Here is a 19,115-nt window from a genome sequence, read left to right on the forward strand (position 1 = left end):
CTCCGGATGACGGGGCCGAGTCACGGCTCACACGCCGGAACCCGGCGGTTCATGTCGACCGCATGTCCCGATCATTGCCAAGAGCGACGCATCGGACGCCTTGTGTGACCAAAGAAGAACTCCACGTCAACCGCCCCACAAGCGCTGGCACCGTGTGCGATCTTCCGGGTGCAGGCTGTGGCCGCAGGGCCGCAGCGGACCCATGGAACGAGAGAGAGCCCCGCAGATGCACACGAGCCTCCGTGCCGCCACCGTCGCCGTCGCCGTCCCGCTGCTCCTGGTCGGCCTGTCCTCCCCCGCCTCCGCCGCCGAGCTGGCCCCCGTCGCCGCCGCCGTCGACCACCTGGTGGCGGCGACCGCCGACCAGCTCGCCCTGAGCGGAACCCTGGCCTCCCTGGGCCTGTAGCCCCCCCCGGGGGCGGGCGCGCGGGCGCGGCGGGACGCGGAGGCGGCCCCGCCGCGCCGTTTGTCAGCGCGTGGCACCCAGGTTCCCGGGAGTTTGCGCTCACTGTGTGAGAGTTGTGCCCACAGGCCGATGCCGAGCGAGGCGAAGGGCGGTGGACACGTGGCAGGCACCAAGCAGACCCCCCGGTACGAGGAGTTCAGCAGCTACGTGGCCGAGCGCGGCCCCGCCCTGCTGCGCATGGCCCGCTCCATCACCGGCAGCCACAACGACGCCGAGGACCTGCTCCAGGCCGCCCTGGTCAAGACCTTCCTGTCCTGGGACCGCATCAGCGACCCGCGCGCCCGCGACGGGTACGTGCGCCGGGCCATGGTCAACGCCCGGATCTCCGAGTGGCGCCGCAGCAGGCTGGACGTGTACCCCACCGACGAGATCCCCGAGCAGCGGGTGGACGACCCCACCTGGCGCAGCGACCTCGCCGACGTGGTGCGCCGGTCCATCGACAAACTGCCCGACCGCCAGCGCACCACCGTCATCCTCCGCTACTACGAGGACCTCACCGAGGTCCAGATCGCCGAGCGCATGGGCGTCACCCTCGGCACCGTCAAGAGCACCCTCTCGCGCGCCGTGCACCGGCTGCGCAGGGACGCCGACCTCATCATCGAACGCACCACCGGCTGACACCCGGGACGCTCACCCGCGCTCCCGCGCCGCACCGCCGAGGAAGAGCGCGCTGACGAGCACGCCCACCAGGACGAGCGCCGCGTTCACCCCGATGGCCCAGGTCAGACCGCCGAGCGTCGCGGCGGCGCCGGTGCCGACCATCGCGGAGGCGGCCACGGCGCTCATGATCGGCGTGCCCATGGTGATGCCGATCTGCTGGGTCATCGTGGCCAGCCCGGTGGCCAGCCCCTGCTCGCCGTCGGGCAGCCCGGAGGTGGCGGTGACCATGAACCCGACGATGACCAGCATGTTGCCCACCCCGCCCACGAAGGTCGCGGCCAGGAGCAGGGGCATGCTCCCCTGGTCGGCCCCCAGGAACAGCAGGGCGAAGGTCGCCGCGCTCTGCACCGCTCCGCCGGTGAGCAGCGCGGCCCTGGCGGAGGCCGCGCCGATGACGCGCGGGGCGAGGACGCCGCCCAGGACGGTGCCCGCGCCCAGGACCGCGAAGGACAGGCCCGCCGCCAGCGGGCTGAAGCCCAGCACGTTCTGCAGGTAGAGGGTGAGCAGGAAGACCAGCGATGTCTCGGTGAGGAACGCTATGAACCCGGCGATGTTGCCCCAGGCCACCGTGCGGCGGCGCAGGATGCGGATCGGCACCAGCGGGGACCGGGCCTTGGACTCCACCAGGGCGAACAGGGCCAGCAGCACCGCGCCGGCCGCCAGGGACCCCCAGGTGAGCGGCGCGGACCAGCCCGCCTCGCCGGCCTGCGAGAAGCCGTGGACCACGGCGAGCAGGCCGAGGGTGACCAGCACGGCGCCCGGGGCGTCGAGCCGGGGCCGCCGCTCCGGCAGGGACTCCCCGATCACGATCGGGGCGACGACCAGCACCACCAGGGCCACCGGGACGTTGACGAAGAACGCCCACCGCCACGACAGCAGGTCGGCGAGCAGGCCGCCCAGGACCGCGCCGGTGGTGAACCCCGCCGACATCAGCGCCCCGTTGAGGCCCAGTGCCCGCTCCCGCAGCGGCCCCTCCGGGAAGGAGGTGGTGAGCAGGGACAGGCCCGCCGGGGTGACCGCGGCGGTGGCCAGGCCCTGGAAGACGCGGGCGGCGATCAGCACCTCGGGGGTGGTGGCGAACCCGCCCGCCAGGGAGGACAGGCCCAGGACGGCGAGACCGCCCAGGAAGAGGCGCCGACGCCCGAACAGGTCCGCGATCCGGCCGAAGAGCAGGGTGAAGCCCGCCGCGCACAGCGCGAACGCGGTGGCGATCCACTGGAGGTTCGCGAGCGTGAAGCCCAGCCCGTCGCCGATGACGGGCAGCGCCACGTTGAGAATGGAGAAGTCGACGGCCAGCATGAACTGCGCCGACAGCAGGAGTACCAGGATGACGGTCATGCGCGGTGTCAGCCGCGCCGGTGCGGCCGCTGGCGCGGACGCGCCGGTGTTCACGGACATGGGATCCCTCCTCGGGTTCGCAGCAACCCTCGTCCGCGTGCGGCGGCGGAGCCAGGACGCCGTCGTGGGCAGTCCCCGCGAGGGTGGTCACGACGTGACCACCCTGGGGGCGCCGCGGGCGGAAGAAGCCCCGTCGGCGGGGGGTTCGGAATGAGCGACCGCGCAGAAACGTCGGAGAGGACGACCATGGCCCCCCGCGCATCCGAACTCGGTGACTTCCTCCGGGCCCGCCGCGCCGCGCTGCGGCCCGAGGACGTGGGCCTGACCCCCTACGGCGAACGCCGACGGGTGCCCGGCCTGCGGCGGGAGGAGCTGTGCCTGCTCGCGGGGGTGAGCGTCACCCACTACACGCGGCTGGAACAGGGGCGCGGCACCCGGGTGTCGCGCGAGGTCCTGACCGCGATCGCGCGGGCCCTGCGCCTGGACGAGGACGAGATCTCGCACCTGATGGACCTGGCCGCGCCCGCCCGGCGGCCCGCGCAGCCCCGGCCCGAGCACGCCGGCGACTCGGCGCGGCAGCTGATCAACGCGATGGCGCAGGTCCCGGCGCTGATCCTGGATCGCCGCAACGACGTCCTGGCCTGGAACGGGCTCGGCCACGCCCTGCTGGGAGGGCACCTGGACCCCGGGGACCCGGACCTGCCCGCACACCGCCCCAACCTCACCCGGATGCTGTTCCTGGAGGAGCACATGCGCGACCTCTACGGGGAGCACTGGCCGGAGGAGGCGACGCTGGCGGTGGCCTCGCTGCGGCTGACCGCGGGACGCAACCCCGACGACCGCAGGCTCGCCGAGCTGGTCGGCCGGCTCGCGGTGCAGAGCGGGGAGTTCGCCGAGCGCTGGGCCCGGCACCCGGTGCGGACCTGCACGTCGGGGACCAAGCGGATGGACCACCCGGTGGTGGGCCGCCTGGAGCTGGCCTTCGAGACCCTCCAGATCCCCAAGAGCCCCGGACAGCGGCTCATCGCCTACAGCGCGGCACCGGGCAGCCCCTCGGAGCGGGCACTGCGCGACCTGCTGCCGCAGGGTCGCCCGGACGCCGAGGAGCGGCCGCGCGCCGTCCTCTCGGCCGTGGCCTCCCGGGGGTGAGGCGGACCCCTCCCCGGATTCGTTTTGCACAGCGGCCCCCCGTGTCTGTACCCTTATGGCAGCCAGGAGGATTCGCCTAGTCAGGTCTATGGCGCCGCACTGCTAATGCGGTTTGGGTTTACGCCCATCCGGGGTTCAAATCCCCGATCCTCCGCGCTCCGGCCCGGGGCCCCTCGCACGAGGGGCCCCGGGTCTTTTTCGTGCCCCGGGCGGCCCGGCGGACGGCCCCGGTCCCGGCGGCGGATCCGCGGCGTCTCGGCTCCCACCGCGTGTGCCGCCCGGTTCTCCGCGGTTCCGCACCCATACTGTGTGCCACCTGCCGATGGCGCCCGAGGCCGCACCGCAGCAGGAGTCCACCTGTCGGTGCGGGGCGCCGACGGCGCCGTGCCGCGACGAGAGAGGTGGTCTCCCGTGCCGTCGAGGGATCCGATCGCAGAGCCCTGGGGGTCGCGCACCCCCTACGGCCCGGGCCGGCGGTGGCCGGCGCGGGTCGACCTCCACCTCGCCGAAGGGGTGGGGCCCGAGGACGTCGACCGCTGGGTCCCGTCCGCGTCGATCCTGCACTCCAACGGCGACGCGCTGGACATCGCCGTGAAGGACGGCCGGATCGTCGGGGTGCGGGGCCGCGGGGAGGACCGGGTGAACCGCGGGCGCCTGGGCCCCAAGGACCTCTACGGCTGGCAGGCCAACCACTCCCCCGACCGGCTCACCCGCCCCCTGGTACGCCGCGGCGGGAAGCTGGTCGAAACCGACTGGGACACCGCGATGGGCCTCGTGGTGGAGCGCAGCAGGCGGCTGCTCGACGAACAGGGCGCCTCCGCCCTGGGCTTCTACACGAGCGGCCAGCTCTTCCTGGAGGAGTACCTCACCCTCGCCGCCATCGCCCACGGGGCGATCGGGACCAACCACCTGGACGGCAACACGCGGCTGTGCACCGCCACGGCCGCCACCGCGCTGAAGGCGTCGTTCGGCTGCGACGGGCAGCCGGGGTCCTACGGCGACATCGACCACGCCGACGTCATCGCGCTGTACGGCCACAACATGGCCGAGACGCAGACGGTGCTGTGGTCCCGCGTCCTCGACCGGCTGGCCGGGCCGAACCCGCCCCGGCTGCTGTGCGTGGACCCCAGGCCGACTCCGGTGGCCGCGCACTCGGCGGTGCACCTGGCGCCCCGGCCGGGCACCAACGTCGCCCTGATGAACGCGATCCAGCACGAGCTCATCCGGACCGGCCGGGTGGACCACGCCTATGTCAGGGACCACACCGTCGGCTACGGGGAACTGGTCCGGGTGACGGACGACTACCCGCCCGAGCGCGCCGCCGAGATCTGTGGCCTGCCCGCGGAGCGCATCCGGGAGGCCGCCGCGCTGCTGGGCGGCGCCGAACGGCTCCTGTCGACCGTGCTCCAGGGCTTCTACCAGTCGAACCAGGCCACCGCGGCGGCCGTGCAGGTCAACAACGTCCACCTGCTGCGCGGCATGCTGGGCCGACCCGGGGCGGGCGTACTCCAGATGAACGGCCAGCCGACCGCGCAGAACACCCGTGAGTGCGGTGCCGACGGCGACCTGACGGGCTTTCGCAACTGGAACAACGACGCGCACATCTCCGACCTCGCCGCCGCCTGGAACCTGGACCCCATGCGGATCCCGCACTACGCCCCGCCCACGCACGCCATGCAGATCATGCGCTACGCGGAGAAGGGGTCGATCCGCTTCCTGTGGATCAGCGCGACCAACCCGGCGGTGTCGCTGCCCGAGCTGCGCAGGATCCGCGAGACCCTCGCCCGCCGGGAGCTGTTCCTGGTGGTCCAGGACGTCTTCATGACGGAGACGGCCGAGCTCGCCGACGTGGTCCTGCCCGCCGCGACCTGGGGCGAGAAGACCGGTACGTTCACCAACAGCGACCGCACCGTGCACCTGTCCGAGAAGGCCGTGGAGCCGCCGGGCGAGGCCCGGACGGACCTGGACATCTTCCTCGACTACGCGCGGCGGATGAACTTCCGGGACGCCGACGGGCGGCCCTTCCCGCAGTGGCACGACCCCGTGTCGGCCTTCGAGGCGTGGAAGCGGGTCAGCGCGGGCCGGCCCTGCGACTACTCCGGCCTCACCTACGACCGGCTGCGGGACACCGGTGGCATCCAGTGGCCCTGCGACGCGGAACACCCGGACGGCACCGAGCGGCTCTACACGGACGGCCGGTTCTGGGCCCGCCCCGAGGAGTGCGAGAGCTACGGCCGCGACCTCGTCACGGGGGCTCCGAAGGAGGAGGCGGAGTACCGGGCGGCCAACCCGGAGGGCCTGGCGATGCTCAAGGCGGTGGAGTACGTGCCCCCGCACGAGGGACCGGACGGGGAGTACCCCTTCACGCTGATCACCGGCCGCACCCTCTACCACTTCCACACGCGCACCAAGACGGGGCGAGCCCCGGAGCTCCGGCGGGCCGCCCCCGAGGTGTGGGTGGAGGTCTCCGCCGCCGACGCCCTGGAGGCGGGTGTCCACGAGGGCGACCCGGTGGAGGTGCGCTCGCGGCGCGGGGTGGTCAGGGCCCGGGCCAGGGTCGGCGGGATCCGGCCCGGGGTGCTGTTCGTGCCCTTCCACTACGGCTACTGGGACACCGACGCGGCGGACCCGGACGGGGAGCGGGACCGGGCCGCCAACGAGCTGTCCGCCACCGATTGGGACCCCGTGTCCAAACAGCCGCTCTTCAAGACCGCCGCTGTCCGGCTGCGCCGTGTGGGCGCGGGCGACGGGCGGCCGTCCCCCGCGCCCACGACGACCGCGTCCGCTCCGTTGGACGCGGAGGTGGCGGCCACGCGGGGCCGACCGGACACTCTGGAGGAGCCCGACGGGGGAGGAACGCGATGAGGATCGGAGTGGCCCTGCGGGAACTCCACCGTTCGGAGAGCGCCATGGCCGTCGAACTGCTGCGGGTGGCCGACCGGCATCCGGAGGAGCCCGAGATCCGCCACGTGGCCCGGGACCTTGCGGAGTGGTCCCGGGAGCACGTGCGCGAGATCGAGGGGATCGCGCCCCGCTACGGTACGGACCTCTCCGGGCCGGAGCACCCCGAACCCTCCGAGGAGGGGGAGCGGGAGCTCCCCGGGGAGGACTCCGACGCGGACCTGGCGCTGCTCGCGGACCTGAAACGGCTGTACCGGCTGGGCGGCGGGGTGGCCCTGGACTGGGACCTGCTCGGGCAGGGCGCCCAGATCATCGCCGACTCCGACCTGCTCGCCGTCACCGAGCGCTGCCATCCCCGCTCGGTCCGCCGGATGCACTGGGCGCGGGGGATGCTCAAAGCGGTCTCCCCGCAGATCCTGGTGGGCTGAGCGGCGGGGAGCGGTCGGCTGTAGGGCGGCGCGACCGCCGTGGAGGGCGGCCCCGCGGGCGGCACGGGCGGCGGGCCTCGCGCTCCCTCGTGGCGGCGCCCCCTACCGGTGTTCCAGAGCCGCGTAGTCCGGGAGGCGGACCATGTTGGCCAACCGGTCCATCCCCCTGCCGACCAGTCCCTTGGGCAGGTAGGGCAGCATCCGGACGGTCTGGTTGCGCAGCCAGAGCTGCGCGGGCGAATCGGGCATCAGCCCGCCTCCTCCGGCGCCGCGGGCGAACTCGTGCGCCTGCTCCGTGAAGCCGCGCATGCGGTGCTCGTAGACCGCGTAGGCCGGGCCGTGGCGGCCGTCGGCCGCGGCGAGCTCCCCGGCGAGGAGGTAGGCGCCGACGAGCGCCAGGCTGGTGCCGATGCCCGACATCGGGGAGGCGCAGTACGCGGCGTCCCCGAGCAGCACGGTCCGGTGCCGCGCCCACGTCCCCACCCGGACCTGGGCGATCCTGTCGAAGTAGAAGTCGTCGGCGTCACCGATGCCGGACAGCATCCGGGGGATCTCCCACCCCTCGCCCTCGAAGGCGCGCAGGACGACCCGCTTCTGCGCCTCGGTGTCGCGCCTGTCGAACCGCAGCGGTTCGGAGCGCAGGAAGAACCCGGCCCGGGCCTGCCCGGGCTCGCGCTTGGGGGAGAGCGCGGCCGTCCTGCCGGGCCTGCCGCCGCCGGCCGGCATGGTGTACATCAGCTGCCAGCCGCCGAGGTCCAGGTCCGTGGTGATGGAGTAGAGCGCCCCGTAGCAGCCGAGGTCGTGGATGTAGCGCTCGTGCGGGCCGAAGACCAGGCGGCGCACGTTGGAGTGCACGCCGTCCGCGCCGACCAGCAGGTCGAAGCGGCGGGACCCGCCCTTCTCGAACCCGACCCGGATCCCGTCCTCGTCCTGCTCGACGGCGGTGATCGAATCGCCGAACACGTACTCGACGTCGTCGCGGGTGGTGTCGTAGAGGATCCGGGCCAGGTCGGATCGGAGGATCGCCATCTCCGCGATGGGGCCGCCGGAGTCGCCGAACACGTCGGTGCCCATCTTCGCGACGGGTCTGCCGTCGCGGTCGACGAAGGCCATGCCGTAGGCGCCGGTGTGCGCCCTGCGGACCAGGGGGACGATGCCCGTCAGCTCCGCCACCCGGCGGGCGGTGCCGCGGATGTCGACCGCGTGGCCGCCGGTGCGGAGTACGGGTGCCCGCTCCACCACGGTCGGCCGGAAGCCGAACCGGTGCAGCCAGTAGGCCAGGGTCGAGCCGGCGATCCCGGCGCCGGAGATGAGAACGCTCCGGTTGTCCATGTCTCCTCCTGAGGTCGCGTACGCCGTATCGAGCGCACGCCACGACGCTATCCGGGAGCCCTGGAAAAGCCTTAGGGAAAACCGTTCAGAGCGGCGTTCCGGCCGGGAGAAGTGCACTAGTACTACGGGAGTGGACTAGTACACTCGCCCTGTACCGAACCGAGGATCGGAGTGCCCCGTGCCGTCGTCGCAGCCGCCGCCCGCCCCGCCCTACCGGCAGATCGCCGAGGAGATACGCTCCTGGATCACGACGGGCGCCCTGCGCCCCGGCGACCGGGCGCCCTCGGTGCGGCAGATCGCCCAGCGGTGGGGCGTCGCGATCGCGACGGCGACCAGGGTGACGGCGGTCCTGCGCGACGAGGGGCTGGTGGAGTCGCGGGTCGGCTCCGGGACGGTGGTCACCGGCCGGGGTGTACGCGCGGGAACCGCCGGGGCGGTCGCGCCGGCCCCGGTCGCGGCCGCGCGGCGGCCCGGGGTGGCCCCTCCCCCGCTGAACAGGAGGAACGTTCTGCGGACCGCCATCGCCATCGCCGACGTCGAGGGCATCGACGCGGTGTCGATGCGGCGGCTGGCCTCCGAACTGGGCGTCGGGCCGATGTCGCTCTACCGGCACGTGGCGAACAAGGACGAACTCGTGCGGCTGATGGCCGACCAGGCCTTCGGCGAGGTCGAGCCGCCCGAGCCGGGGCCGCCGGGGTGGCGGGCCAAGCTGGAGCTGAGCGCCCGCGAGCAGTGGCGCCTGTGCCACCGGCACCTCTGGCTGGCCCGGGCCGTCTCGTTCACCCGCCCGTCGATGGCGCCCGCCATGATGGCGCACACCGAATGGGTGCTGCGGGCGCTCGACGGGCTCGGGCTGTCCGAGGTGACGCGGTTCCACGAGGCCGTCACGCTGCACTCCCTGGTCCTCGGCTTCGGCGCGTCCCTGGCGGACGAGGCCGAGGCGGAGCAGAGCACCGGTGTCACCCTCGACGGGTGGTGGCGGGCCGAGCGGCCGCGCTCCGAGGAGGTCCTCGGCGACGGGCGGTTCCCCCTGCTGGCGCAGGTCCCGAGGCTGACCCCGTCGGACCTCGAGGAGCTGTTCGAGTACGGCCTGGCCCGCCACCTCGACGGGCTCGCCGTCCTGGTGGAGCGGCAGGCCGGGCACGGGGACGCGCGGCCCTGACGGCCCCGGGGAGCGGGCGGGCTCACACGGCGGCGAGCACGGCCGCGGAGACGAAGACGGCCTGTTCGATCGTGCGGGGCAGCAGCGGGGTGGCGGGCTTCCCGGCCAGGGTCACGCCGCGGCGGGCCGCGGAGACGTTGGCCGGGAACATGGCGAGCATCAGCAGGGCGAGGCCGGCCGCCGCGAACGGGGCCGTCGGCGGGTACAGCAGCGCGGCCGCTCCCGCGAGTTCCAGTACGCCGGTGACCGTGACCAGCAGGTACGGGAACGGGAGCGCCGGAGGGATCATCTCGGCGAAGTCGCGGCGCCAGGACGGCAGGAAGTGCACCACGCCGGTGAGGACGAACATCAGTGCCAGCCCGCCCCGGAGAGAGGTCTGCCAGTCGAGCGCCTCCACACCCGCCAGGCCCAGGAGCCACAGGAGCGCGGTGCCGCCGACGAGAGCGATGAGGGGTGCCATGCGGAGTCTCCGATCCTTGGATCTTGTCAGTGACTAGATTGCGCCACGGCTTGAATCTTGTCAATGGAAAGATAGGCTGGCTCCGCTATGGCCACTCGGGAACAGGAAGGCGGGACGGATGGCCGGCCGGCCCTACCATCACGGCGACCTGCGGCGCGCCGTCATCGACGCCGCACTGGAGGCGACCCGGGAGTCCGGCCCGGCCGGGTGGAGCCTGCGCGAGCTGGCCCGCCGCGCGGGCGTCTCGCACGCCGCCCCCGCCCACCACTTCGGCGACAAGGCCGGGGTACTCACCGCCGTGGCCGCCGAGGGGTTCGCGCTGTTCGCCGACGCCCTGGAGGCCGCGGCGTCCCAGGGCCCCCGGGAGGCCGGCCTGGCCTACATCCGCTTCGCCCTCGCGCACCGCGCGCACTTCGAGGTGATGTTCCGCCCCGAGCTGTACCGGCTCGACGACCCCGGACTGCTGGCCGCGCGCGAACGTGCCGGAGCCGTGCTGGCCGCCAGCGGCGGCACGCTGGCCGCCGACGCCGCCCGGGCCAGGGCGACCACCATCGGCGCCTGGGCGTTCGCGCACGGGTTCGCCGAGCTGTGGCTCAGCGGGTCCCTCCCCGAGAGCGCCGACGGGGACCCGGAGGAGGTCGCCCGCCCGGTCATCGAGGTGCTGTTCGGCCGGTAGCGGCGGGGCCCGGGTGTGTGGAGGGGCGGCGCCGGGGCGCGGGGAGATAGGGCGAGAGGCGGCAGGGCGCGGAGCTTGTTTACCGGGTCAACCGGAAATAGGGATTCGGAGATCAGTGCTTTGATCACGGGTTTCGGTCGACCCGGTGGACCGGAACCGAATTCCCACCGCGGATTCCGTAGAATGGCGTCGAGGCGGTGCGGCCCGACCGCCCTCATCCCCCACTCCGGGCCTGGAGGGACGTCCTCTTGCCACATCCCCCGACGGCTCCGGACACGCTCACCGCCCCCGAGTCGTATGAGAAGTGGTACGGCCGACGGTTGATGGTCCTCTACTATCTGCTCGGGGCGCACGCGTCGGCCGTGGCCCTGCATTTCGCGGCGAAGCTCCACTACGGCGCCGTGGAGACACTCGAACGCCTCGGTCGTTCGATGCCGGGGTGGGAGGCGGCGCAGGCCGTCGAGGCGGTGACCGGGTACCTCGTGCTCCCCCTGTCCCTGGCAGTGGGCTTGATCTTCTTCTTGGTGCCTTGGCTGAAGCCGCAGGACCTGCCCGCGTGGGTGAGCGCGGCGCACTTCCGCGCCGCCGTGGCCCGGATCCGGAGCGGGGTGGTGGGCGGGGACCCGGCGACCGACCACGTGGCCCGGATCGCCTGCGAATACCTGATCCGCCGGAGCTCCCTCGAGCCGAAGATCCTGTTGCCCCTACAGACCTTCTCCCTCGGCTTCTGGTGCCTCCTGTGCGGCTCCGGCCTGGCGATGAGCGCCGCGGAGGGCGACCTGTTCCTGGTGCTCCTCCAGGCCGGATCGCTCCTCTCCTTCGTGGGCCTGCACGCCGCGCCGTGGCGGCTGGCGCTGCTGCGCTACAGGGCGCTGGAGTACCGGGAACTCCACGAGGCACTGCTGTGGCGTCTCCACGGGGCGGTCCGGTGAGCGGCGTTCCGCCCCGGCCCCTGCCCGGGCACCTGTTCCCGCTGCCGGTGCAGTGGTACGCCCAGGACCACCCGCGCGTGTACGGCGCGGTCCTCGGGGCGGCCCTGGGCTCCGTGCTCCTGCTGCCCCTGGTGTTCGCGCTGGCCGACGAGCGGTTCGGGATCCCCGCACCGGTACTGGCGGCGATCGGGTTCCTGCTCACCGGGCTGGTCACCGCCCTCGGTGTGTGGAGCGCGGAACGGGACGTGCGGGGGGCGACCGTCGACGGGGACCGGGAGAGGTTCCGGGAGGCACAGCGCCTGGTCCGCGAGGGGCGGCCGGGTGGGGACGCGGAAACCGACCGGATGGCGGGACGGTACGCGCGGCTGGTCACGGCGTCGCCGCTGGGGCACCCCGTACAGGCCGCGGCCCTCGCGGGCCTGCTCGCGATCGCCATCCTCACGGCGGCCCTGCACATCGCCGACGGCCGGTACCCCCTCGCCGTGCCCTACGCGATCACGGCCGCCGCTGCCGCTCTGTACCTGACCGTGGGGATGCCGCTGATCGAGCACCGCAAGAAGCGGGCCCGGTCCCTGCTCTCCCTCATCGACCCCGCGCTCCCCGAGGAGGGCCCTTGACCCACCCCCGCCCCCCAGCCCCCTCCGAGCCGGACGCCCCGGCCGGAGGAAGGAGTATGCGGGCTCTGTGGATCGGCTCGGGCCTGTTCGGGATCGCCATGGGGCTGGTCTTCTTCGTGATGTTCTCCGTCATGGAGGCGGGGACGCCACCCGACCAACGGATACCGACGGTGTGGAAGGCGGTGCTCTGCACGGCCTTGGCTCTGGCGGGCGGAACCGCGTTCGGCCTGCTGATGCAGCGGGCCGTACAGCGGATGTCGCCCCTTCCCCGGGGCGCGACCATGGCGACACGGCGGGCGGCCGCCCAGGTGATACGGAGGCGGCGGCTCACCGGGGACCCCCTGGTGGACGAGACCGCCCGGATCGTGGCGCGGAACTCCCTGCGGCGGTCTCCGTGGTCGGCGCTGTACTCCCCCATGATCGTTTTCCTGATCGGATTCACGGCGAACGCCTGGTCCGTCCTCGAGCGGTTTCCGTGGCCGGAGGGGATCCTCGCCGTTCCGTGGATCAACCTCTTCGGTTTCGCCTTCTTTCTGTTCCTGTTGACCGCGACCCCGCCGCTGACGGCACGGGAACGGAAAGCCGCTCTTGCCTTCCTGAACACCCTGGACGAGGCCGGGAGAACCGGATCAGGGCCCGAGGGGGACCGGTGAACCGCGCGGACGTCGTCGCCGTGCGCTGGGCGGCCGCGGCGGCCTTCGGGGTGGTGCTCGCCCTGTGTGTGCTGCTGGCTCTGCTGCTGTGGTCACTGAACAGGACGACGCAGGCCGGGGTCCCCTCCGCCGGCATGGCGCTGGGGACCGCCGCCATGATCGGCCTGCTCGGCGGCGGGTGCCTCGGAGTGGCGATGTCCTGGGCGAAGTGGGAGCCGGCCCCCGGCCGGTCCGCGCTCCTGCGGGAGTCCGCGCCGGCCCGGGACGCGTACGGCGCGGTGTCCCGGCCCACGGCCACGGCCGCGCCCTCGTCCTGGGAACGGGCGGCGGGTCATATCTCCTGGGTCGGCGGAGCCGTGCTGGGGCTCTTCTCGGCCCCCGTCCTCTTCCTCCCCCTGTTCGCCTTCTGGTCGGTGCTCCCGTCACCACACGCGAACACGGGTCCGGCCGGCGCCCTGCTGTCCGCCCTCCTCGTGAGCGGCGTGCTGGGAACACTTTTCGGCCTGGGGCTGTGGTCCCTCCTGACTGCACGCCAAGCACCGTTACGACCGTTTTCACCGCCCGGTTCGCCGGCGGTGCAACGGCGGGCCGCGCGGGCGGTGCGCCAGGGGAATCCCACCGGGAATCCGACGATCGACCTGGCGGCCCGGGACATCGCGCTGCAGATGGTGAAGGAGCGGGGACCGTTCCCGGTCTTCCTGCTCAGCCTCCTGGGACCGTTCCTGTTCCTGCTCCCCGGGAGCACGCGGGCGTTCCAGGAGGACGGGTTCACGCTGCACTTCCTTGCGCCGGTGGGCTTGCTGGTGTTCTTGGTGCTCATGGGGATCGCGTGCACGGTGCTCGTGGCGGAGCATCGGAAACAGGCGTCCAGGTTCCTGGAGCTGTTCCAAGGAAATGCGGCCCGGGACGGGTATCGGACACCCTTCCCGTAAAAGGGGACCTCGTGGCGGGGCGTGAATTCCGGCCAGGGGCGGTCGGGAAGAGCGGAGGTGCGCCCGCCACCGTGACCGGGGTTTTCCACAGGAATCCGGGGTGCCTTCCGGCGGGCCGGGAGTGCTGCTTGTATGGGGGAAAGCCCGGAACGAGGTGCGCCTGTGGCGGAGACCGACATCCGATCCACCCGACCGCCCATGACCGGTCCTCCCGGCCGGTCCTCTCTCCCGAAGCGCTCCCGCCCGCCCCTGGCGCGGGTGGGCGTCCCCGACACCCGGGGACCGGTGCGGTTCCTGTGGTGGCTGGTGCGGGCACAGCCCGGACGGGTCGCGCTCGGCTCCTTCTGGGGCATCGTGTGGATGGTCGGCCTGCTGGTCCCGCCCTACCTCCTCTCCCGGGCCGTGGACGAAGGGCTGCGGGCCGGGGACCGGGCGGCGCTGCTGGGCTGGACCGGGGTGTTCGCCGGGGTCCTGGTGTTCACCGCGCTCGCCTCGATCCTGCGGCACCGGACCATGGCGATGGTCCGGGCGCACGCCTCCCTGCACTGCACGCGGGTGCTGGCCCGGCACGCCGCCCGGGTGGGGGCGCCGCTGTCGCGGGGCACCTCCTCCGGGGATCTCTCGGTGGTGCAGTCCGCGGACGCGGGCCGCATCTCGCAGATCCTCACCCTGTTCGGCCCGGGGGTCGGCAGCGTGCTGGGCTGTGCCGGAGCGGTGGTGATCCTGTGGGGGTTCGCCCCGGTCCTGGCGGTGGTGGTGCTCCTGGGGCTGCCGGTGACGGCACTGGTGATGGCCCCGCTGCTGCGGCGGATGCACGACCGACAGAACACCTACCGGGACCGGGAGGGCGAGGTCACCGCCCTGGCGGCCGACATCGTGGCGGGGCTGCGGGTGCTGTGCGGGATCGGCGGCAGGGAGAGGTTCGCGCGGCGGTACCGCGAGCGCTCGGGCGACCTGGTGCGCGACGGGTACCGGCTGGGGTCGGTGACCAGCTGGTTCGAGGAGGTCGGGCAGTGCGCCCCGCTGGTGTTCACCGCCGTGGTCACCTGGTTCGCGGCCCGGCTGGCGGTGTCCGGGGAGCTCACCGTGGGCGAGACGGTGGCGGTGTACGGGTACGTGGCGGTGCTGGCGGTCCCGGTGTTCCAGCTGGTGGAGGTGGCGACCGACTTCAGCAGGGGGCACGTGTCGCTGACACGGCTGCTGGCGCTGCTGCGGACGGTGCCGGACCGGTACGGAAGCGGGGAGGCGCCACCACCGCCGGGGCCGGGTGAGCTGGCCGACCCGGAGTCGGGGGTGCGGGTGCCCCCGGGGGCGATGACCGCCCTGGTGGGCGCGGACCCGGCCGCGTCGGCCCTGGTGGCGGACCGGCTGGGCGGATATGTCGACTCGGCGGTCACCTGGGGCGGGATGCCGCTGCGGGAGGTCGACCCGACGGTGGTGCGCGAGCGGATCCTGGTCTCCGACAACGACGTGCACCTGTTCGCCGGGACCCTGCGGGAGGTCGTGGACGTGCACGGTGAGCGGGACGAGGTGGAGGTCGACCTGGCGCTGCACACCGCGGCCGCCACGGACGTGGCGGAGGCGCTGCCGGACGGGCTCGACTCGGCGGTGGAGGCGCAGGGGCGCGATCTGTCGGGCGGGCAGCGGCAGCGGGTGCGGCTGGCCCGCGCGGTGCTGGCCGACCCCGAGGTGCTGATCCTGGTGGAGCCCACCTCTGCGGTGGACGCGCACACCGAGGCCGTGGTCGCGGAGCGGCTGCGCGCCGAACGGCGCGGCGGGACCACGCTGGTCGTCACCGCCTCGCCGCTGGTGGCGGACCGCGCCGACCGGGTGCTGTTCCTGGACGGCGGCCGGGTGGTCGCGGAGGGCACCCACGCGGAGCTGGTGGCGGAGTGCGCCGGCTACCGGTCCCTGGTCCTGCGCGGCGCCGACGAGGAGGACGGCGCGCAGGCCGTACGGCGCACTGCGGCCCCGCCGGGGCCGGCACGCGGCGCCGGTGGGGGTGCCGCGGAAGAACCCGGGGCCGAGGGCCCGGCGCCACCGGTGGGGCGGCGCCGGACGGGTGCCGGGCCACGGACGCCGGGATGTCCGGCGGGCCCGGCCGGGAGCGGCGCCCCGGAGCGGGCGGACGGCGACGGGCCGGGACGGCTCCCGGACGGGGAGGAGGGGCGGTGAGCACGGCGGGAACGGACCCGGCCGCGCTGCCGGTGGCGGGGCGCGGGACGGTGCGGCGGGAGCTGCGGCGGCTCATGGAGGCCGAGCGCGGCCCGCTGCTGCGGATGGTGCTGCTCACCTGTGCCGCCGCGACGGTCGGGCTGGTCGCGCCCTACCTGGTGGGGCGGATCGTGGACCTGCTGGAGGCGGGCACCGCGACGGTGTCGGCGGTGGACGGGCTGGCGGCCGCCGCGGTGGCGTGCGCTCTGGCGGGCCTGGTGCTCAACCGGTACGCCAGGCTGAGCGCGTTCCGGTTCGGCGAACGGGCGCTGGCCCGGCTGCGCGAGGAGTTCGTGGAGCGGGTGCTGGCGCTGCCCACGCGTGTGGTGGAGCGGTCCGGCACCGGCGACCTCACCACGCGGGTGACGGCGGACGTCGCCACCGCCGGGGCGACGCTGCGGACGGCGGTGCCCGACATCGTGCCGTCGTCGCTGCGCATCCTGTTCCTGCTCGCGGCCGTGTTCTGGCTCAGCCCCCTGATGGGGGCGGCGGTGCTGCTGGGGGTGCCCCCGGCCTGGCTGGCGGTGCGCTGGTACCTGCGCCGGTCCCGGGAGGCGTACCTGGCGGAGGGCGCGGCCGGTTCCGCGGCGGTGGAGGGGGTGACGGCGACCGTGCGGGGCGGCCGCACCGTGGAGGCGTTCGCGCTGGGCGGGCGGCGGGTCGCGGCGGCCGACCACGATGCGGTGGAGGTGTACCGGGCCCGGCGGCGCACCCTGTACCTGAGATCGGTGCTGTACCCGGTCACGGACATCGCGTTCTCGCTGCCCGCGGTGGTGGTGCTGCTGGTGGGCGGGCTGCTGTACCTGGACGACCGGGTGGCGCTCGGAGTGGTGGTCACCTGCTGCCTGTACATGCTGCGGGTCCAGGAGAGCGCCGCGTGGATCATGATCTGGATCGAGCTGCTCCAGCGCAGCGGGGCGTCGTTCGCCCGGGTGTTCGGGGTGGGCGAGGCGGCCGCCGGGCCGCCACCGCCGGGACCGACGCCGAAGGACGACCTCATCGAGGTCCGCGACGTCCACTACGCCTATGTGGACGGGCGGGACGTGCTGCGCGGGGTCACGCTGAGGGTGCGGCCGGGTGAGCGGTGGGCGATCGTGGGCCCCTCGGGCGCGGGCAAGAGCACGCTGGGCCGGCTGCTGGCGGGGGTGGACGCGCCGCGTTCGGGCCTGGTGCTGGTGGGCGGGGTGCCGGTCGCGGCCCTGGGGCCGCGAGAACTGCGCGAGCGGATCGTGCTGGTGAGCCAGGAGCACCACGTGTTCACGGGAACACTGCGGGAGAACCTGGCCATCGCCGCGGAGGAGGCGGACGACGCCGCGCTGGCGGCGGCGCTGGAGACGGTGGACGCCGACTGGGCGGCGGTGCTGCCGCGAGGGCTGGACACACCACTGGGCCCGGGCGGGGTCGCGCTGGACCCCGCCCGGGCGCAGCAGGTGGCACTGGCGCGGGTGGTGCTGGCCGACCCGCACACGGTGGTCCTGGACGAGGCGACCTCGCTGCTGGACCCGACCACGGCCCGGCAGGCGGAACGCTCGCTGGCGGCGGTGCTGGAGGGGCGGACGGTGATCGCGATCGCGCACCGGCTGCACACCGCGCACGACGCCGACCGGATCGCGGTGGTGGAGGACGGGCGGATCACCGAACTGGGGACGCACGACGAGCTCGTCAACGCCGACGGCCCCTACGCGGCCCTGTGGCGGTCCTGGCACGGCGACCGGACGGCGTGAGGCGGGGCGGGCGGCACAGGGCGGGGCGGTCCCGCGGCGATGCCCACCCGCACGTGGTGGGGCCGGGTCCGGTGGCGGTCACGGCATTCCTCCCGGACGGGGGGTGAGGGGGTGGGAGTTCTGGTAGGCGAGACGCCGGTCGGCGTCGTCGGCCAGCGCGGTGAGGTGGTCGTCCAGGGAGGCGAACACCTCCCAGGCGGCGAGGTCCGCGGCCCCGCCGATCCGGCGGGCGACCAGGGTCTCGAGGTCGCCGACGCGGGCTCCCTTCCACACCTTGTCGGCGAGTGTGACGAGGAGGTCCTCCAGGGTGCGGTCCTCGGCCTCCCAGTCGCCGTGGGTGGCGCAGAAGCGGGCGAGTTCCTCGGGTACGCCTCGGTCGAGGAGGAGGCGCCGCCCGGCCGCCTCGTGCCGACGCCCGGGGCCGGTGAGCTCCTCGGGGTGGACGGTCTTGCCGATGTCGTGCACGGCGGCGCCGAAGAGCACGGCGTCGGAATCCACCGGCAGGTCGCGGTGCTCCGCCAGGAGCCGGTCGAGGAGGGCGGCCGCGGTGTCGTGGACCAGGAGGCAGTGGGCGTACAGCCGGGCCGGGGCGCGGAGCTCGTCGAACAGCTCTTCCGCGCGGGCGGGGAGGGGACGTGGAATGATGGCGGACCCCTTTCCGGGTCGGGACCACGGTCGGAGTACCTTGACATCGAGATATTCGGACCCTATCCGCGGCCCGACCGACCCGCAAGGGGTCCCCGCCGCGGCGAACGGCCGGGGCCGCGGTCGGCAGGGGGACCCCGGCCCGCGGGCACGGCCGGCCCGCCGCCCCACGACGTAGGAGCACCCATGACCGACCGGCGCTGCGCCTGGGCGCGCAACGCGTCCGAGCTGATGACCGCCTACCACGACCGGGAGTGGGGCCGCCCGTCGCGGGACGACGCCCACCTGTTCGAGATGCTGGTGCTGGAAGGCGCGCAGGCGGGGCTCTCCTGGGCGACGGTGCTCAACAAGCGCGCGAACTACCGCGCGCTGCTGGACGGGTTCGACTACACCAGGATCGCCGCCTACGACGAGGAGCGCGAGAAGGAGCTGCTGGCCGAGCCCGGCATCATCCGCAACCGCCTCAAGATCGCCTCGCTGGCCCGCAACGCCCGGGCGTTCCTGCGGGTGCGCGAGGAGTACGGCACCTTCGCCGACTACCTGTGGTCCTGGACCGACGGCGTGCCATTGGTCAACCACTTCACAGAACCCGCTGAGGTCCCGGCGAGCACGCCGCTGTCGGACCGGGTGAGCAAGGACCTGAAGAAGCGCGGGTTCTCGTTCGTGGGCACCACCATCGTCTACTCCTACCTCCAGTCCACGGGGGTCGTCGAGGACCACCTGGTGGACTGCCCCGCCAAACCGAAGGAGACCGCCGGAGCCGAAGGGGACCTGCCGGGCCGGTAAGGCACCACCGCGGCCGACCACGTGTGCCCCGCCCCGGGCC

At 73.8% G+C, this 19,115-nt stretch carries 18 protein-coding genes and 1 tRNA gene; 15 read left to right on the forward strand and 4 right to left on the reverse strand.

Annotated features, from left to right (window positions below):
- Positions 1-226: 226 nt before the first annotated feature.
- Positions 227-406 (forward strand): hypothetical protein, encoded by a 180-nt coding sequence (locus tag KGD84_RS31125; RefSeq protein WP_220563861.1) that lies wholly within the window; start codon positions 227-229, stop codon positions 404-406.
- 129 nt (positions 407-535) lie between these two features.
- On the forward strand, positions 536-1,084 hold the full coding sequence (locus tag KGD84_RS31130; protein ID WP_220563862.1) for a SigE family RNA polymerase sigma factor: 549 nt from the start codon (positions 536-538) through the stop codon (positions 1,082-1,084).
- Positions 1,085-1,096: 12 nt separating this feature from the next.
- Here the strand turns inward: KGD84_RS31130 and KGD84_RS31135 are convergent, their stop codons facing one another.
- On the reverse strand, positions 1,097-2,524 hold the full coding sequence (locus tag KGD84_RS31135) for an MFS transporter (protein WP_220563863.1): 1,428 nt from the start codon (positions 2,522-2,524) through the stop codon (positions 1,097-1,099).
- 186 nt (positions 2,525-2,710) lie between these two features.
- Between KGD84_RS31135 and KGD84_RS31140 the strand changes: the two genes are divergently transcribed.
- The 4 genes from KGD84_RS31140 (at position 2,711) to KGD84_RS31155 (ending at position 6,942) form a co-directional block, all read left to right on the forward strand.
- A complete protein-coding gene (locus tag KGD84_RS31140; RefSeq protein ID WP_255646909.1) occupies positions 2,711-3,613 on the forward strand; it encodes a helix-turn-helix domain-containing protein in 903 nt (300 codons plus the stop codon).
- A gap of 65 nt (positions 3,614-3,678) precedes the next feature.
- A tRNA-Ser gene (locus KGD84_RS31145) sits at positions 3,679-3,767 on the forward strand.
- Between the two features lie 257 nt (positions 3,768-4,024).
- Entirely contained in the window at positions 4,025-6,478 is a 2,454-nt protein-coding gene (locus KGD84_RS31150; RefSeq protein ID WP_220563865.1) for a molybdopterin oxidoreductase family protein, read from the forward strand.
- Complete coding sequence (locus tag KGD84_RS31155; protein ID WP_220563866.1) at positions 6,475-6,942, forward strand: hypothetical protein; 468 nt, start codon at positions 6,475-6,477, stop codon at positions 6,940-6,942. The genes KGD84_RS31150 and KGD84_RS31155 overlap by 4 nt, the downstream gene beginning before the upstream one ends.
- Before the next feature lie 102 nt (positions 6,943-7,044).
- Here the strand turns inward: KGD84_RS31155 and KGD84_RS31160 are convergent, their stop codons facing one another.
- Positions 7,045-8,274 (reverse strand): FAD-dependent monooxygenase, encoded by a 1,230-nt coding sequence (locus KGD84_RS31160; protein WP_220563867.1) that lies wholly within the window; start codon positions 8,272-8,274, stop codon positions 7,045-7,047.
- A 178-nt stretch (positions 8,275-8,452) separates the two neighbouring features.
- Between KGD84_RS31160 and KGD84_RS31165 the strand changes: the two genes are divergently transcribed.
- Positions 8,453-9,436: a TetR/AcrR family transcriptional regulator C-terminal domain-containing protein gene (locus KGD84_RS31165; RefSeq protein ID WP_220563868.1), complete on the forward strand. Its 984-nt coding sequence runs from the start codon at positions 8,453-8,455 to the stop codon at positions 9,434-9,436.
- 22 nt (positions 9,437-9,458) lie between these two features.
- Here KGD84_RS31165 and KGD84_RS31170 read toward each other — a convergent pair whose 3' ends face one another.
- Positions 9,459-9,896 carry a DoxX family protein gene (locus tag KGD84_RS31170; protein ID WP_220563869.1) on the reverse strand — a complete coding sequence of 146 codons (438 nt, stop codon included), beginning with the start codon at positions 9,894-9,896 and terminating at the stop codon, positions 9,459-9,461.
- A 118-nt stretch (positions 9,897-10,014) separates the two neighbouring features.
- Between KGD84_RS31170 and KGD84_RS31175 the strand changes: the two genes are divergently transcribed.
- The 7 genes from KGD84_RS31175 to KGD84_RS31205 all read left to right on the forward strand — a co-directional run bounded on the left by KGD84_RS31175 (position 10,015) and on the right by KGD84_RS31205 (position 17,644).
- Positions 10,015-10,572 carry a TetR/AcrR family transcriptional regulator gene (locus tag KGD84_RS31175; protein ID WP_220563870.1) on the forward strand — a complete coding sequence of 186 codons (558 nt, stop codon included), beginning with the start codon at positions 10,015-10,017 and terminating at the stop codon, positions 10,570-10,572.
- A 323-nt stretch (positions 10,573-10,895) separates the two neighbouring features.
- The gene (locus tag KGD84_RS31180) at positions 10,896-11,504 is read left to right on the forward strand and encodes a hypothetical protein (protein WP_220563871.1); all 609 of its coding nucleotides are present in this window, start codon (positions 10,896-10,898) and stop codon (positions 11,502-11,504) included.
- Positions 11,501-12,121 (forward strand): hypothetical protein, encoded by a 621-nt coding sequence (locus KGD84_RS31185; protein ID WP_220563872.1) that lies wholly within the window; start codon positions 11,501-11,503, stop codon positions 12,119-12,121. The genes KGD84_RS31180 and KGD84_RS31185 overlap by 4 nt, the downstream gene beginning before the upstream one ends.
- Before the next feature lie 56 nt (positions 12,122-12,177).
- Positions 12,178-12,774 carry a hypothetical protein gene (locus tag KGD84_RS31190; protein WP_220563873.1) on the forward strand — a complete coding sequence of 199 codons (597 nt, stop codon included), beginning with the start codon at positions 12,178-12,180 and terminating at the stop codon, positions 12,772-12,774.
- Entirely contained in the window at positions 12,771-13,706 is a 936-nt protein-coding gene (locus KGD84_RS31195; protein ID WP_220563874.1) for a hypothetical protein, read from the forward strand. The genes KGD84_RS31190 and KGD84_RS31195 overlap by 4 nt, the downstream gene beginning before the upstream one ends.
- 198 nt (positions 13,707-13,904) lie before the next feature.
- Positions 13,905-15,881 carry an ABC transporter ATP-binding protein gene (locus KGD84_RS31200; protein ID WP_220563875.1) on the forward strand — a complete coding sequence of 659 codons (1,977 nt, stop codon included), beginning with the start codon at positions 13,905-13,907 and terminating at the stop codon, positions 15,879-15,881.
- Between the two features lie 74 nt (positions 15,882-15,955).
- Complete coding sequence (locus tag KGD84_RS31205; RefSeq protein ID WP_255647136.1) at positions 15,956-17,644, forward strand: ABC transporter ATP-binding protein; 1,689 nt, start codon at positions 15,956-15,958, stop codon at positions 17,642-17,644.
- Positions 17,645-17,722: 78 nt separating this feature from the next.
- On the opposite strand, the gene KGD84_RS31210 is transcribed toward KGD84_RS31205, so the two are convergent.
- Entirely contained in the window at positions 17,723-18,574 is an 852-nt protein-coding gene (locus tag KGD84_RS31210) for an HD domain-containing protein (RefSeq protein ID WP_255646910.1), read from the reverse strand.
- On the opposite strand from KGD84_RS31210, the gene KGD84_RS31215 reads away from it, so the two are divergent.
- A complete protein-coding gene (locus tag KGD84_RS31215; protein ID WP_220563877.1) occupies positions 18,476-19,075 on the forward strand; it encodes a DNA-3-methyladenine glycosylase I in 600 nt (199 codons plus the stop codon). The two genes, KGD84_RS31210 and KGD84_RS31215, sit on opposite strands and share 99 nt — an antisense overlap.
- Positions 19,076-19,115 lie beyond the last annotated feature (40 nt).

Origin of the sequence: Nocardiopsis changdeensis (assembly GCF_018316655.1) — a bacterium.
Lineage (GTDB): Bacteria > Actinomycetota > Actinomycetes > Streptosporangiales > Streptosporangiaceae > Nocardiopsis > Nocardiopsis changdeensis.